Raw genomic sequence first — 17292 nt, forward strand, 5'->3', positions numbered from 1 at the left:
CGTCGGCGCTGCCGGCCCAGCGGTCGAGCAGCGCCCGCAGCCGCGCGGTGATCTCCTCGCGGTCCTCGTCGGCGGCGCCGCCCAGCGCGGCTTCGAGCGCGTCGAGCCGGGCCAGCACCGGCGAACCGCCCGCGGCCTGGTCCGGCGCCAGCTCGGTGTGGAGCAGCCGGGCGACGTGCCGCGGGGTCGGGTGGTCGTAGATCAGCGTCGCGGGCAGCCGCACGCCGGTCCGCGTGGTCAGCCGGTTCCGCAGCTCGACCGCGGTGAGCGAGTCGAACCCCTGGGTCTTGAACGGCTGGTCGAGGTCGGCCGCGTGCTCCTCGGCGTGCCCCAGCACGTGGTTGACCTGCGCCGCCACGATCGTCTCCAGCAGGTGCAGCTGCTGCTCCGCGGTGAGCGCGGCCAGCTGCCCTTCCAGACCGGTCGTCGTCACGGCGGTGTGCGCGCTGGACCGCGCCGCCGTGGTCAGCGCCCGGAACAGCGGCTCCGGCTGAGCGCCGACGGTCAGCGCGATCGGCACGTAGTGCGGGTGTGTCGAGGTCATCGCCGCGTCCAGCAGGCCGAGCGCGTGTTCGGCCGACAGCGGGCGCATGCCGTCGGCGGCCATCCTCGATCGCTCGCCTTCGCTGAGGTGCCCGGTCATGCCGGACGCGTTGTCCCACAACCCCCAGGACAGCGACAGCCCCGGCAGGCCCTCCTCACGGCGTCGGCGGGCCAGCTCGTCGAGGAAGGTGTTGGCGGCCGCGTAGTTGGCCTGACCGGCGTCACCCAGCACCCCGGCCGCGGACGAGAACAGCACGAAGTGCGACAGCCCGAGGTCCCGCGTCGCCTCGTGCAGGTGGGTGCCCGCGACCACCTTGGGGCGCAGCACCTTCGTCACCTGCTCGGGCGTGAGGTTGACCGACAGGGCGTCGTCGAGGACCCCGGCCGTGTGGAACACCGCGCCCAGCCGCGGATACCGGGCGACCAGCGTGTCGACGGCGGCCCGCTCGGCGACGTCGCACGCGACGATGTCGACGGCGTCGGCGCCCAGTTCCCGCAGTTCGTCCTCGAGTCCTGCGGCGGCTTCGGGGCCGCGACGCGAGGTGAGGACCAGGTGCTGCACGCCGTGCCGTGTGACGAGGTGGCGGGCCAGCAGCGCGCCGAGCGTGCCGGTGCCGCCGGTGACCAGCACCGGACGGGCCGGGTCGAGCGGCTCGGGCAGGGTCAGCGCGACCTTGCCGACGTGCCGGGCCGCCTGCACGAACCGCAGCGCACGCCGCGCCTGCTGCATCGGCCACGTCTGCACCGGCAACGGCGTGAGCGCTCCGGTGCTGAACAGCGTGTGCAGCTCGGTCAGGATCTCGTGGAGCCGGTCCGGTCCGGCCTCGATGAGGTCGAACGCCCGGTAGGACACGCCTTCTTGCTCCGCGGCGACGGTTTCCGGGTCGCGGACGTCGGTCTTGCCCATGTCGACGAACCGGCCGCCGGACCGCAAAAGCCGCAGCGACGCGTCGGTGTGTTCGTGCGCAAGGGAGTTCAGGACGACGTCGAGGCCGCCGGCCACTTCGCGGAAGTCGGCTTCGAAGTCGAGGGCCCGCGAACTGGCGATCCGGTCGAGCGGGACGTCGAGGGCGCGCAAGGTCTCCCACTTCGCCGGGGACGCGGTGGTGAACACCTCCGCACCCCAGTGCCGGGCCAGCTGCAGCGCGGCCATGCCGACCCCGCCGGTCGCGGTGTGGATCAGCACCTGCTCCCCCGCCGTCAGCTTGGCGAGGTCGGCGAGGGCGTAGAACGCCGTCAGGAACACCACCGGGGTCGCGCCGGCCTGCTCGAACGTCCAGCCGTCGGGGACGGGGACGACCAGCCGCGCGTCGGTGACGGCGAGGGCGCCGAAGGTGGCGCACTCGGTGAACATGCCCATCACGGCGTCGCCGACGCGGACCGCCTCGACACCGGGGCCGACCTCGACCACCACACCGGCGGCCTCGCTGCCCAGCACCGCGTCCGGGTCCGGGTACATGCCCAGGCCCACCAGGACGTCCCGGAAGTTGACACCCGCCGCACGCACCCGGACCCGGACGTGCCCGGACTCCAGCGGCGCGACACCGACGTCGTACGGCACCGGTTCGGCGTTGTTGCCGATCCGCCAGCCGCCGTCGGGGACGGTGAGCTCGGCGCCGACACGGCCGAGGCGGGGCACCCGCGTTGTCCCGTCGAAGACCCCGGCGACGGGCTCATCGGCGGTGAGGACGGCTTCGTCCACTTCGGACCCGTCGGTGACCAGCAGCGAGACCCGGCCCGGGAACTCGGCGGCGACCGTGCGGACGAGACCCGGCAGGCCCGCGTTTTCGAGCGTGTCGGCGCCTTCGACGACCAGGCGCGCCTCGCCCGGCTCGGCCAGCCACTCCTGGATGCGCCGCAACGTCGTCTCGATGACTTCGCTCGCGGTCAGCCCGCCGGGGACCGGCCACCGCGCGATCTCGGCGGACGCCGAAGCCGGCGCGGGAGTCCAGTCCTGCCAGTCGACGCGGTACATCGTGTCGCGCAGCCGCACCGCGGGGCCGGCCGCCTGGGTCGGCCGGGAGATCAGCTCGTCGACCTGGGCGACCGGGGCTCCGGTCGGATCGGCGGCGGTGATGGTGACGCCGTCTTCGCCGGTCGGGGCCACGCGCACCCGCAGCGCGCGGGCGCCGGTGGCGAACACCGAGAACCCGCGCCAGGAGAACGGCAGCCGGGTGGTGCCGTCGCCGTCCAGCTCGGCGACCTGGACGGCCGCGTCGAGCAGCGCCGGGTGCACGACGAACCGGTCGGCGGCCTCGCCGTCGGGCAGGACGACGTCGGCGAACAGCTCGTCGCCGCGCCGCCACGCCTGCCGCAGGCCCTGGAACACCGGCCCGTAGCGGAGCCCGGTTTCGGCCAGCGTCGGGTAGAACGCCGTCACGTCGACCGGTTGTGCGTCTCGCGGCGGCCACTCGGTGAGGCCGGTGTCGGCGGCCGCGGTGCCCTTGACCAGGGTGCCTTCCGCGTTCTGGACCCATTCGTCGTCGGACCGCGAGTGGAGGGCGAAGGCGCAGCGGCCGGTCTCGTCCGGCTCGTGGACGGTGACCTGCACCTCCGCAGGCAGCACCAGCGGCGCGTGGTGGGTCAGCTCCTCGACGTGCGGGCAGCCCAGCTGGTCCCCGGCGTGGACCGCCATCTCCAGCATCGCCGCGCCCGGCAGGAGCACGCTGTCACCGACGACGTGGTCGGCCAGCCACGGCTGCGCGGCCGCCGAAAGCCGTCCGGTCAGGTAGACCGCGCCGGTGTCGGCGGCGTGCAGGACCGCGCCGAGCAGGCCGTGCCCGGCCGGGCGCAGGCCGACGGCCGTCACGTCCTGAGCGGCCTCACCCTCCAGCCAGTACCGCTCGTGCTGGAACGCGTAGGTGGGCAGCGGCACCCGGGCGGCGCCGTCGAACACCCGCGTCCAGTCGACGTCACCGCCGTGGACGTGCAGCTCGGCCAGCGCGGTCCGGAACCGCGGCTGCCCGCCCTCGCGGCGCAGGGTCGACAGCACCGGGATCCCTTGCGCCGCTTCCTCCAGCGGGCCGCCGAGCACCGGGTGCGGGCTGACCTCCAGGACGTGCGTGAAGCCCTGCTTCAGCGCCGCCACCACGGTCGGGAAGAACTTGACCTGGCTCTTGAGGTTCTCCAGCCAGTACTCGCCGGTGAGGGTCGCCGTGTCGGCCTCTTCACCGGACACTGTCGAGAAGAACGGGATTTCGGTGCTCTCCGGCGACACCGGCTTGAGATCTGCCAGGATCACCTCGGCGAGCTGCCCGACCTGCGGATGATGCGAAGCATAAGAAACGTCGATCCGCCGATAGCTCTCGCACCGCTGCGCCAGTTCGTCCAAAGCGGACACCTCACCCGACACGATCACCTGCGCCGGGCCGTTCACCGCCGCCACCGCGAGCCGCTCGTCAATCAGCTCCGCGGCCTCTTCCGCCGACACTCGCAGCGACGCCATGCCGCCTAGACCCTCTAACGCCCGCAACGCCCTCGCACGAAGAGCAACCACCCTAGCGCCATCACCAAGGGATAACGCACCTGAGACCGTCGCCGCAGCGATCTCACCCTGCGAGTGACCCACCACCCCGGCGGGCTCAACACCATAGGACCGCCAAAGGGCGGCGAGCGACACCATCACCGCCCACAGCAGCGGCTGCACCACGTCGACCTGGCTCGTCTCTTCCGCCAGCTTGTCGAACACCGACCAATCCACGAACTCCGCCAACGCCGCGTCACACTCCCGCAGGCGCTCGGCAAAAACCGGCTCGCGCTCCGCCAGCTCCAGTCCCATGTGGACCCACTGCGAACCCTGACCCGGGAACACCATCAGCACCCGGCTCGGCCCACCGGAGCCGGAGCCGGTCAGCGAAAGGTCGGCCAACCCGGACAGCAGCTCGTCGCGGTCCGCGGCGACCACGGCCCCGCGATGGGCGAACCTGCTGCGGCCGGCCAGGGAGAACCCGAGGTCACCCAACGCCACCGCCGGGTGGGCCAGGACGTGCTCACGCAGCCGCGAAGCCTGGTCCCGCAACGCCTCCGGCGTCTTGGCGTGCACCAGGAACGGCAGCGGCCCCGGCACGTCGGCCGAGGTGACCTCGGCCGGGGGCGCCTGCTCCAGGATCACGTGCGCGTTCGTCCCACTGATCCCGAACGACGACACCCCGGCGCGCCGGGGACCGTCGGACTCCCACGGGCGGGCCTCCTGCAGCAGCTCGACACCACCACCGTCCCACTCGATCTTGGACGACGGCGTCGACGCGTGCAGCGTCCGGGGCATGACCCCGGCCCGCAGGGCCTGGACCATCTTGATCACGCCACCCACGCCCGCCGCGGCCTGGGAGTGGCCGATGTTCGACTTCAGCGATCCGAGCCACAGTGGACGGTCGGCCGCACGCTCGACACCGTAGGTCGCTTGCAGCGCCTGGACTTCGATGGGGTCACCCAGGGCGGTGCCCGTGCCGTGCGCCTCCACGAGGTCGACGTCGGCGGGCGACAGCCGCGCGTCCTCGAGCGCCGCCGTGATGACACGCTGCTGTGAAGGGCCGTTCGGGGCGGACAGGCCGTTGGACGCGCCGTCCTGGTTCACCGCCGAGCCGCGGACCACCGCGAGGATCTCCCGGCCGTTGCGGACGGCGTCGGAAAGCCGTTCCAGCAAGAGGAAACCGGCGCCTTCGGCCACCCCGAAGCCGTCGGCGGCCTCGGCGAACGCCTTGCTGCGGCCGTCGGGCGCGACCGCGCGCTGACGGCTGAAGTTCACGAACGAGCTTTCGCTCGCCATGACCGTGGCGCCGCCGGCCAGGGCGAGCGTGCAGTCGCGGTTGCGCAGGGCGCGCACGGCGAGGTTCAGCGCCACCAGCGACGACGAGCACGCCGTGTCGACCGACACCGCGGGCCCCTCCAGGCCGAGGGTGTAGGAGATCCGGCCGGACGCGACACTGCTCAGGTTCCCGTTGTCCACATAACTTTCCAGCTCGCCCGGCACCGACGGCAGCCGGTCGGCGTAGGAGCTGTGGATCACGCCGACGTACACGCCGGTGGGGCTGCCCTTGAGCGCGACCGGGTCGAGCCCGGCGTCCTCGAGGGTCTCCCAGGCGACCTCCAGGAGCTGCCGCTGCTGCGGGTCCATGGCGACGGCTTCCCGAGGCGAGATCCCGAAGAACCCCGCGTCGAAGCCGTTGGAGCCGTGGAGGAACCCGCCGGTCTTGACGTACGACTTCCCGGCCGCCTCGGGGTCCGGGTCGTACAGCGCGTCCGCGTCCCAGCCGCGGTCGGCGGGGAACTCGCCGATGACGTCCGCGCCGTCGGCGACCAGGCGCCAGAGGTCCGCCGCGGACCCGACGCCGCCCGGGAACCGGCAGCCCATCCCGACGATCGCCACCGGCTCGTGCGCGGCGGCGCGGAGCTGCTGGTTCTGCTGACGCAGCCGTTCGGTTTCCTTGACCGACGCCCGGAGTGCGGCGACGACCTTCTCCTGAGGTGCAGTCATGAGTTCTCGGATCCCTCCATCGCCAACGCGATGAGTGCGTCGGTGTCCATGTCGTCCACGTTCGCCGTTGTGGTGGTGAAACCGCCGTCCGGCTCCTCGGCCAGGCTGAGCAGCGCGTCGAAGAGCCCGATCTCCCGGATCCGGGACACCGGCACGGTGGCGAGGATCTCCTGCAGCCGCCGCTTGTCCTCGTCGTCGGCCGACAGCGGCTCCTGCTCCGGCGCGAGCGTCCGGTGCAGCAGCTGCGTGATGTGCCGCGGGGTGGGGTGGTCGTAGATCAGCGTCGCCGGCAGGTGTCCACCGGTCTGGGTGGTGAGCCGGTTGCGCAGCTCGACCGCGGTCAGCGAGTCGAAACCCTGCACGGTGAACGGCTGGTCCGGGTCGACCGGGTGTTCCTCGGCGTGCCCGAGCACGAGGTTGACCTGCGCGGCCACCAGCTTGTCCAGCAGCCGCAGCTGCTGTTCGGGGTTGAGCACCGCCAGCCGGTCGGCGAGCCCGTCGTCCGCGACGGCGGTGCCCGCGCGGGCCTGGGCCCGTTTCGGCTGCACCAGCGCCCGGAAGATCGGCTCGCTCTGCGTCCCGACGCTCAGCGAGATCGGGACGTAGTGCGGGTGCGTCGACGTCATCGCGACGTCCAGGAGCCCCAGCGCGTGGTCCGCCGAAAGCGCCCGCATGCCGTTCGCGGCCATCCGGTCGTGGTGGACCCCGTTGAGGTGCCCGGTCATCCCGGACTCGTCCGCCCACAGGCCCCACGACAGCGACAGCGCCGGCAGGCCGAGCGCCCGGCGTTCCGCGGCCAGCTCGTCGAGGTAGGTGTTGGCCGCCGCGTAGTTGGCCTGCCCGGCGTCCCCGAGGACACCGGCGGCCGAGGAGAACAGGACGAAGTGCGACAGCCCCATGTCCAGGGTCAGCTCGTGCAGGGAGGTCGCCGCCTGGACCTTCGGCGCCAGCACCCGGCGGACCTGCTCGGGCCCGAGGTTCACCGACAGGCCGTCGTCGAGCACCCCGGCCGTGTGGAACACCGCCCCGACCGGCCCGGTCTGCTCGAACAGCCCGGCCAGCGACTCGCGGTCGGCGACGTCGCAGGCGACCACGGCGACCGACTCCGCGCCGGCCTCCAGAAGCTCGTCACGCAGGTCCGCGGCGCCGACCGCGCCGAGGCCCCGGCGCGAGGTGAGCACCAGCTCCCGCACGCCGTACTCGGTGACGAGGTGCCGGGCCAGCAGCCCGCCGAGGGTGCCGGTGCCGCCGGTGACCAGCACCGGGCGGTCCGGGTCGAGCTCCTCCGGCAGGGTCAGCACGACCTTGCCGATTTGGCGCGCCTCCCGCACGAACCGCAGCGCGCGCCGTGCCTGCTGCATCGGCCACGCCTTGACCGGCAGCGGCAGCAGCACCCGCGCGGTGAACAGCTCGTGCAACGCGGTGAGGATGTCGTGGATCCGGTCGGGCCCGGCCTCGATCAGGTCGAACGCCCGGTACCGGACACCCCGGTGCTCCTTCGCGACGACGTCCGGGTCGCGGACGTCGGTCTTGCCCATGTCGACGAACCGGCCGCCGCGCGGCAGCAGCCGCAGCGACGCGTCGGTCTGCTCGTTGGCCAGCGAGTTCAGCACGACGTCCATGCCCGCGCCGCGGGTGGCCGCGAGGAACTCCGCCTCGAAGTCCGCAGTCCGCGAGCTGGCCATCCGCTCCCGCGGGACGCCGAGTGTGCGCAGCACCGGCCACTTGCTCGGGTGCGCGGTGGTGAACACCTCCGCGCCCCAGTACTGGGCCAGCTGCAACGCCGCCATGCCGACGCCGCCGGTCGCGGTGTGGATCAGGATCCGCTTGCCGGTGGCGAGCTTGCCGAGGTCGTGGAGCGCGTAGAACGCGGTCAGGAACACGACCGGGGCCGCGCCCGCCTGCTCGAACGACCAGCCTTCGGGCACCGGGACGACCATCCGGGCGTCGGTCACCGCGTGCGAGCCGAAGCCGGAGCACTCGGTGAACAGGCCCATCACGGCGTCGCCGGGTTCGACCGAGCGCACGTCCTCGCCGACTTCCAGCACCAGGCCGGCGGCCTCGCTGCCCATCATCGCGCCCGCGTCGGGGTACATGCCCAGGCTGATCAGCACGTCCCGGAAGTTGACCCCGGCGGCGCGCACCGCGACGCGGACCTCGTTCGGCCCGAGCTCGGCCGTGGCCGCGTCGGACGGCACCAGGCCGACCCCGTCGAGCGTGCCGCGGCCGTCGGAGGCGACGGACCAGGCTTCGCCGTCGGGGATGGCCAGCTCCGAGATCGTCCGCTCGAGGCGCGGCACGCGGACGACGCCGTCCCGCACGCCCACCACGTTCTCGTCGGTGGCCAGCACCGCCATCAGCGCCGCGACGTCGATCGTGCCCTTGCCCCGGACGTCCAGCAGCACCAGGCGGTCCGGGAACTCCGTGGTCATCGACCGGATCAGGCCGCCGATGCCGGCGACGGCCAGGCCGCCCCAGCACACCACGACCAGCCGGGTGCGCTCGGACTGCGGCAGCGCGAGCCACCGCTTCAGCCGCATGAGGACCGCTTCGACCAGTCGGCCCGCGGTGTCGGCGAGCGCCGGGCCGTCGTCGAGGTCGACGGGACGGCGAAGCAGCGACGCGGTGTCCCACAGCACCAGGTCCGGGGTCTCGCGCGTGACGGCGACCTCGTCCCAGCCGCGGTAGAGCACGGGCTCGCACCCGGCCTCGGCGAACCAGGACCGCAGGCCGCTCGTGTCGTCGAGCACCCCGAAAGTCGGCTTGTCGACAACCGTCGTCGACCCGCTCTCGGCCGTCCACTCCGGCCAGCCGAGCTGGAACAGGCTGTCGCGGATGTTGACGAACTGCGACAGCGCCTGCGGCGGCAGGGCCCGGGAGACCAGCGCGCGGACGTCGAGCACCGGGGCGCCCGCGCCGTCGAACGCGCTGATGGTGACCGTGTCGTCCGCGCCGCCGGTGATGCGGACACGCAGCCGCCGGGCGCCGCTCGCGTGCACGGTGACGCCCTGCCAGGAGAACGGGATCGCGGTGTCGTCACCGGGGTTCGCCAGGCTGATGACGTGCAACGCGGCGTCGAGCAACGCCGGGTGCAGCAGGAAACCGTCCTCCTCCAGGCTTTCCGCCAGGCTGACTTCGGCGTACAGCGCGTCGCCGTCGCGCCACGCGGCTTCCAGGCCCTGGAACAGCGTCCCGTAGGCGTATCCCTGGCCAGCGAGGACGTGATACGCGTTCTCGGTCTCGATCCGCTTCGCACCTTCCGGCGGCCAGGTGGCCGGGGCTTGCGGCCGTTCCGGTGTCTCGCGGCACAGCAGGCCGGACGCGTGCAGCTCCCACTCGCCGTCCTCTTCGGGACGCGAGTGCAGGGTCAGGCCACAGCGGCCGTCGTCGTCGGGAGCGGTCACCATCAGCTGGACGACCACGGATCCCGTGCGCGGCAACAGGAGCGGCGCGTGGTGGGTGAGCTCCTCCAGGTGCGGGCAGCCGATCTGGTCCCCGGCGTGCACGGCCATGTCGACCATCGCCGCGCCGGGCAGCAGGGGTGTGTCACCGAGCGCGTGGTCGGCCAGCCACGGCTGGGCGGCCAGGGACAGCCGTCCGCTGAGGTAGACCGTGCCGTCGCCGGCGGCGTGCATGACCGCGCCGAGCAGCCCGTGCCCGGCCGGGCTCAACCCGACCGTGCCGACGTCCTGGGCGCCTTGGCGGGCCTCCAGCCAGTAGCGCTCGTGCTGGAAGGCGTACGTCGGCAGCGGCACCCGCCGCGCGCCGGCGTCCAGGTACAGCGCAGTCCAGTCGAGACTGCCCTGGCCGACGGTGAACTCGGCGACCGACGTCAGGAACCGGCTCGGCCCGCCGTCACCGCGGCGAAGCGTCGAGAGCACCGGGATGCCTTGCGCCGCTTCCTCCAGGGGCGCGCCGAGCACCGGGTGCGGGCTGATCTCCAGGACGTGCGTGAAGCCGTTCTTGAGCGCTTCGACGACGGTCGGGAAGAACCGGACCTGGCTCTTCAGGTTCTCCAGCCAGTACTCGCCGGTCAACGCCGTGGTGGTGATCGCCTCACCGGAAACGGTGGAGTAGAAGGGGATCTCGGTCGTCGTCGGGGTCACGGGGGCGAGGTCGCCGAGGATGACGTCGGCCAGCTGCCCGACCTGCGGGTGGTGCGACGCGTACGACACGCCGATCCGGCGGTAGTGCGCGCCTTCCTTCTCACAGCGCGTCGCAAGTTCGTCGAGCGCGGTGACGTCACCGGACACGATCACCTGCGCCGGGCCGTTCACCGCGGCGACGGCGAGCTTCTCGCCCCACGGCTTGATCAGCTCGGCGGCGCGTTCCGCGGACACGAGGATCGACGACATCCCGCCGATGCCTTCCAGCGCCCGCAGTGCGCGGGCCCGGAGGGCGACCACCCGTGCGCCGTCCTGCAGCGACAGCGCACCCGAGACGGTCGCCGCGGCGATCTCCCCCTGAGAATGTCCGACCACCCCGGCGGGCTCGACACCGTAGGACCGCCAGAGCGCCGCGAGTGACACCATCATCGCCCACAACAGCGGCTGAACGACGTCGACCTGGCCCAGCGAGGACTCGTCCGCGAGCTTGTCGAACAACGACCAGTCGACGAACTCCGACAGGGCCGCGTCACACTCACGCAGGCGTTCGGCGAACACCGGCTCGTGCTCCGCCAGCTCCAGTCCCATGTGGACCCACTGGGAACCCTGGCCCGGGAACACCATCAGCACCCGTGCGTCGGCCGAGCCGGAGCCGGTCACCGCGGACTCCGCACCGGCGGCCAGGTCCGCAAGGCCGTTCAGCAGTTCCTCGCGGTCCGCGGCGACGACCGCGCCGCGGTGCGCGAACCCGGTCCGGCCGGTGGCCAGCGAGTAGCCGATGTCGGCGACGGAGAACTCCGGGTGCGCCAGGACGTGCTCCCGCAGCCGGGAAGCCTGGTCTCGCACCGCTTCCGGCGTCTTCGCGTGCACGACGACCGGCAGCGGACCCGCCGCCTCGCCGTCGCGCTCGGCGACGTCGGACGCCGGCGCCTCCTCGAGGATGATGTGGGCGTTGGTCCCGCTGATCCCGAACGACGACACGCCCGCGCGACGCGGCTGGTCCGACGTCCAGGGGCGCGAGTCCTGCAGCAGCTCAACACCACCGCCGTCCCACTCGATCTTCGACGACGGCGTTTCCGCGTGCAGCGTGCGCGGCATCGTCTTGGCCCGCAGCGCCTGCACGACCTTGATCACCCCGCCGACCCCGGCGGCGGCCTGGGCGTGCCCGAGGTTCGACTTCAGCGAGCCCAGCCACAGCGGCCGGTCCTCGGCGCGCCCGGCGCCGTAGGTCGCCTGCAGCGCCTGGACCTCGATCGGGTCACCCAGGGCGGTGCCGGTGCCGTGCGCCTCGACGAGGTCGACGTCGGTGGTACCGAGCCCGGCGTCCGCCAGCGCGGCGGTGATGACCCGCTGCTGGGACGGGCCGTTCGGCGCGGTCATACCGTTGGACGCGCCGTCCTGGTTCACCGCGGAACCCCGCATCACGGCGAGGATCGGGTGCCCGTTGCGCTGCGCGTCGGAAAGCCGTTCCAGCACCAGCATGCCGACCCCCTCGGCCCAGCCGGTGCCGTCGGCGTCGTCCGAGAAGGCGCGGCAGCGGCCGTCCGGGGCGAGGCCGCGCTGCCGGCTGAAGTCGACGAAGACCTCGGGTGTCGAGAGCACGGTCACCCCACCGGCGAGAGCCATCGTGCATTCCCCGCGGCGCAGCGCCTGGGCGGCGAGGTGCAGCGAGACCAGCGAAGACGAGCACGCGGTGTCGACCGACATCGCGGGCCCTTCGAGGCCGAGCGTGTAGGCGATGCGGCCGGTGAGCACACTGGCGGCGCTGCCGTTGCCGAGGAAACCTTCCAGCTCCTCGGGCACTTCACGCAGCCGCGCCGCGTGGTCGTGGTACATGATCCCGGCGAAGACGCCGGTGCGGCTGCCCTTGAGGCTGCCCGGGTCGATGCCCGCGTTTTCGAGGGCCTCCCAGGCGACCTCCATCAACTGGCGCTGCTGCGGGTCCATGGCGAGGGCCTCGCGCGGCGAGATGCCGAAGAACCCGGCGTCGAACTCCAGCGCGTGCGGGAGGAAGGCGCCGTTGCGCACGTACATCTTGCCGGGCGCGGCCGGGTCCGGGTCGTAGAGCGCGTCGAGGTCCCAGCCGCGGTCGTCGGGGAAGTCGCCGATCGCGTCGGCGCCCTCCGAGACGAGCCGCCACAGGCCGTCCGCGTCGGTGACCCCGCCGGGGTACCGGCAGCCGATGCCGACGATCGCGACCGGCTCGTCCACGACCTTCGCCGACACCGGCGCGGCCACCGCGCGGCTCCCCTCGGCGAGGTGGGCGGCCAGCGCGGCGGGGGTCGGGTAGTCGAAGATCAGCGTCGCGGGCAGCCGGCGGCCGAGTGCCGTGCCGAGGCGGTTGCGCAGCTCGACGGCGGTCAGCGAGTCGAACCCGAGCTCGGTGAAGGCCTGGTCGACCTCGACGGCGTCCGGCGCGGAGTGGCCCAGCACCGCGGCGACGTGCTCCCGCACCAGGCCGGAGAGGTCCGCGGCCGGCGCCGCGGCGACCGGCGCGAGCTTCGGCGCGGGCCGGACGAGCCCGCGCAGCAGCGGGACGACGTCGTCCTTCGCCCGGAGCGCCGGGTAGTCCAGGATCACCGGCGCCACCACGGGTTCCGCCGTGGCGAGGGCCGCGTCGAGCATCATCAGCGCGCGGTCCGTGGGCAGCGGGGCGATCCCCGAGCGACGCAGCCGCGCGTGGTCGGCTTCGCCGAGCTTCGCGGTCAGGCCGCTGGCTTCTTCCCAGAGGCCCCACTGCAGGGACAGCGCGGGCAGCCCGGCCGCGTGCCGATGCTGGGCGAGCGCGTCCAGGAAGGTGTTGGCGGCGGCGTAGTTCGCCTGGCCCGCGCCGCCGAACAGGGCGGCGGAGGAGGAGAACAGCACAAACGCGTCGAGCGGCCGGTCGAGGGTCAGCTCGTGGAGGTGGACGGCGGCGTCGACCTTCGGGGTGAGCACCTTCGCCACCCGCTCGGCGGTGAGCGAACCGAGCACGCCGTCGTCGAGCACCCCGGCGGCGTGGATCACGGCGGTGAGCCGCGGGATGCCGTCGAGGACGGCGGCGAGGGCGTCACGGTCGGCGGCGTCGCAGGCGACCACGGTGATGTCGGCGTCGAGGCCGGTCAGGTCAGCTTTGCCCGAGCGGGAAAGCAGGACCAGGCGCCGGACGCCGTGGCGGCGCACGAGGTGCCGGGCGACCAGGCCGCCGAGCACGCCGGTGCCACCGGTGATGAGCACGGTGCCCTCGGGGTCGAGGGTGACCGTGTCCATTGTGGACGTCGTGCCGAGCCGGGGGACCAAGGCGACACCGTCACGGAGGGCGAGTTCGGTTTCCCCCGCGGCCACGGCGGCCGCGACGGCGGCGGGCAACGCGGTCCGGCTCGCGGTGGTGCCGTCGGTGTCGACGAGCACGATCCGGCCGGCCTCCTCGTCCTGCGCGGACCGCACGAGACCCGGGACGGTCGCCTGCGCGAGCCCGGGCACGGCGTCCCCGCCCGCGACGGCGAGCGCGCCGGTGGTCTGCACGACCAGCCGGGCGGCCGCGGTGGTGCCGAGCCAGGTGGTGAGCAGGGCCAGGACGTCGGCGGTGGTGGCGTGGGCGGCCGCGGCTCCGGTTCCGGTCGAGGTGACCGGGGCGAGCACGAAGTCCGGGAGCTCGGACAGCAGCAACGCGGGCAGGTCCGGGTGCGCGGGCTCGCCGAGCACGGCCCAGGTGCCGGTGGCCGCATCGGCGGTCAACGGGACCCAGTGGGTGGTGAACAGCGAGTCGGCCACCGCGGAGGCCGGACGCAGGGTCAGCGCCTCGACGGTCGCGATCGGCGTGCCTTCGAGGTCGGCGATGGTCAGCGCGACGGTGTCGTCGCCGGTCCGGGTCAGCCGGACGCGGGCGCGGGTGGCGCCGGTCGCGTGGGCGGTGACGCCGCTCCACGAGAACGGCAGCCAGGCGCGGCCGTCACCTCCGAAGGCGCCTTCGAACAGCTCGAGAGCGTGCAGCGCGGCGTCCGACAGCGCCGGGTGCAGCGCGAAGCCGCCCGGAACCCCTTCGGGCAGCACAACTTCGGCGACGACGTCGTCTCCGGCGAGCCAGGCGGCGGCCAGGCCGCGGAAGGCGGGGCCGTAACCGAGCCCGGTCTCGGCGAGCCTCGGGTAGACGTCGCCGATGTCGACGGCTCCGGCTTCGGGGCGGGAGACGTTGTCCTTCGCTGCCACCGGCGCGACGGCGAGCGCGCCGGAAGCGTGGTGCGTCCAGGGACCCTCGTGTCGCGAGTGGACGGTGAAGGGCCGGGTGCCCTGGGCGTCCGGCTCGCCGACGGTGACCTGGACGTCGACCCCGGCGTCGTCCGGCAGGACGAGGGGCGCGTGCAGGGTCAGCTCGGCCACGGTGCGGCAGCCGGCGTGGGTGCCGGCCTGGACGGCCAGCTCGAGGAACGCGGTGCCGGGCAGGACGGCGGCGCCGTGGACGCGGTGGTCGCCGAGCCAGGGGTGGGTGTTCAGGGCGAGCCGACCGGTGAGCGTCACCTCGTCCTTGGCGGCGTGGGTGAGCACGGTCTCGACCAGCCCGGTGTCGCGGCGGGTGGCGTCGAGCCAGAAGCGTTCACGCTGGAAGGCGTACCCCGGCAGCCGCACGTGCCGGACGTCGCGGTCCTGGTAGAAGGCACGCCAGTCGACGTCCGCGCCGTGGGCGGCGAGCGTGGCGAGTGCTTCGGCGGGATCGGTGGTCCCGCCGAGTTCGAGCACGGCGCGCACGCCGTGCCGGTCCAGCCAGCCGGCTTCCGGCTGGACCGGCTCCGCGAGCCGCGTCCAGTGCCCGGCGGTGGCGAGTTCGGTCGCCTCCACCGGGTCACCGGTCACGACGTCGAGCACCGGCCTTCGCTGGGGATCGAAGGTCAGTGCTCGAACGAGCCTCCGCAGCTCGTCTTCTCCCGCGCCGCGGGCCAGGGTCCCGGCCAGCGCGCAGGCGTCCGCAAGCGAAAGCACCCCGGCGCCGTGCGCCGCGGCGACCTCGCCGATCCCGAGCCCCGCGACGAGGTCGCCGGGCAGGCCCCAGGACTCGAACAGCCGGTAGCGCGCGACGTCCACGGCGAAGACCGCGGAGGTGGCGTACTCGGGCCGCGCGAGCTCGGGCGCCGCGGACAGCAGCGCGCCGAGCAGGGGGGTGTCGAGGTGCAGGTTCAGGTGGCCGCAGGTGTCGGCGAGGGCCTCGGCGAACACGGGGTAGGTGCGGCAGAGGTCCCGGACGTCGGGCGGCAGTTCGCCCTTCAGCAGGACGGCGAGGCCGCCTTCGGTGGTCTTGCCGCGGACCAGGCCGGGAGTGGTTTCGCCGGCGATGAGGGCTTCGAGCTGGGCGCGCGCTTCGGCCGAGGTGGCGGCGACGAGGACGGCCCGGTGTTTGAGGGCGGCGCGGGTGGTGCCGAGGGCCGCGCCGAGGTCGGCCAGGGGGTGGCGGTCGAGGTGCGCGAGGAGGGCTTCGGCTTGGCCGCGCAGGGCCGCGGGGGTTTTGGCGGAGATCGGGAGGAGGAAGGGGCCAACGGGCTGGTCAGGTGCGGATACCGATTCCTCCGGCGCCGCCTCCAGGATCACGTGGGCGTTCGTCCCGCTCATCCCGAACGACGACACCCCCGCCCGCCGGGGACGGCCCGTCTCCGGCCACGCGCGCTCGCCCGTCAGCAGCGAAACCCCGCCACCCGCCCAGTTCACGTGCGGCGTCGGCTCCTCGACGTGCAGCGTCCGGGGCAACGTCCCCGCCCGCATCGCCAGCACCATCTTGACCACCCCGGCCAGCCCGGCCGCCGCCTGGGTGTGGCCGATGTTGGACTTCACCGAACCCAGCCACAGCGGCCGCTCCGCCGGGCGACCTGTGCCGTACACCGCCTGCAGGGCCTGGGCCTCGATCGGGTCGCCCAGCAGGGTCGCCGTGCCGTGGGCCTCGACCGCGTCGACCTCCGCCGCCGGCAGGCCCGCGTCGGCCAGGGCCTGCTCGATCACCTTCTGCTGGGCCGGGCCGCTGGGGGCCGTCAAACCGTTGCTCGCGCCGTCCTGGTTGACCGCGGTGCCGCTCACCACCGCCAGCACGCGGTTGCCCTGCGCACGCGCCTCCGACAACGGCTGCAACACCACCGTCGCGACACCCTCGGCCCAGCCCGTGCCACCCGCGTCGGCGGCGAAGGCGCGGCACCGGCCGTCCTCCGACAACGCTCGCTGACGGCTGAACGACAGGAACCCGCCCGGGCTCGACAGCACCGCGACACCCGACGCCAGCGCCAGCCCGCACTCGCCCCGCCGCAGCGCCTGCACGGCGAGGTGCAGCGCCACCAGCGAAGACGAGCACGCCGTGTCCACCGTGATCGCGGGCCCTTCCAGGCCGAGCGTGTACGCGACCCGGCCGGACGCGACACTTCCGGCGGTGCCGATGTCGAGGTACCCCTCGGCGCCGTCCGCGTCCTCGAGGCGGGGGCCGTAGTCCTGCGCCTCGGCGCCGACGTACACGCCGGTCCGGCTGCCGCGCAGCCGCTGGGGGTTGATGCCCGCGTCTTCGAGCGCGTGCCAGCTGGTCTCCAGCAGCAGCCGCTGCTGCGGGTCCATCGCGACGGCTTCCCGCGGGTTGATGCCGAAGAACGCCGCGTCGAAGTCGGCGGCGTCGTGCAGGAACCCGCCTCGACGCGTGTACGTCGTGCCGGGGCGGTCCGGGTCGGCGTCGTAAAGCGCGTCGAGGTCCCAGCCGCGGTCGGTCGGGAAGGAAGACGTCGCGTCCGCGCCGTCGGACAGCAGGCGCCAGAACTCCTCGGGCGTGCGCACATCCCCGGGGAACCGGCAGCTCATGCCGACGATCGCGATCGGCTCGCCCTCCCACGACGGCAGCTCCGCCACCGGCGCCGGGCCCGAGCCCAGCAGCCGGTCCCGCAGGTACTCGGCGAGCCGGGCCGGCGTCGGGTGGTCGAAGGCGAGCGTGACCGGCAGGGCCAGCCCGGTCGCCTCGACGAGCCGCGCGTGCAGCGCGACCGCCGCGACCGAGTCCAGGCCGAGCTCCAGGAAGGAGCGGTGCTCGTCCGCGCCGCCGTCCGGCCAGTCCGCCAGCACCGCGGCCAGGTGCTCCCGGACGAATTCACCGAGGACACGGGAACGGTCGTAGGCGGAAAGGTCTCCGAGGTCCCGGATGGGGTTCACCATTTTTCCCTCGTTCTCCAGCGATCG

Annotated in this window: 1 protein-coding gene and 1 pseudogene; both read right to left on the minus strand. The window is 73.5% G+C overall.

What is annotated here, in order from left to right:
- Positions 1-178 precede the first annotated feature (178 nt).
- A pseudogene (locus ACZ63E_RS24280) lies at positions 179-6028 on the minus strand (SDR family NAD(P)-dependent oxidoreductase); the annotation flags it as partial.
- Positions 6013-17265, minus strand: coding sequence for an SDR family NAD(P)-dependent oxidoreductase (locus ACZ63E_RS24285; RefSeq protein ID WP_465338585.1), 11253 nt, complete (start codon positions 17263-17265; stop codon positions 6013-6015). The pseudogene ACZ63E_RS24280 and the gene ACZ63E_RS24285, both read right to left, overlap by 16 nt.
- Between the last annotated feature and the right edge of the window lie 27 nt (positions 17266-17292).

The sequence above is a fragment of the Amycolatopsis sp. NPDC104819 genome (assembly GCF_055583145.1).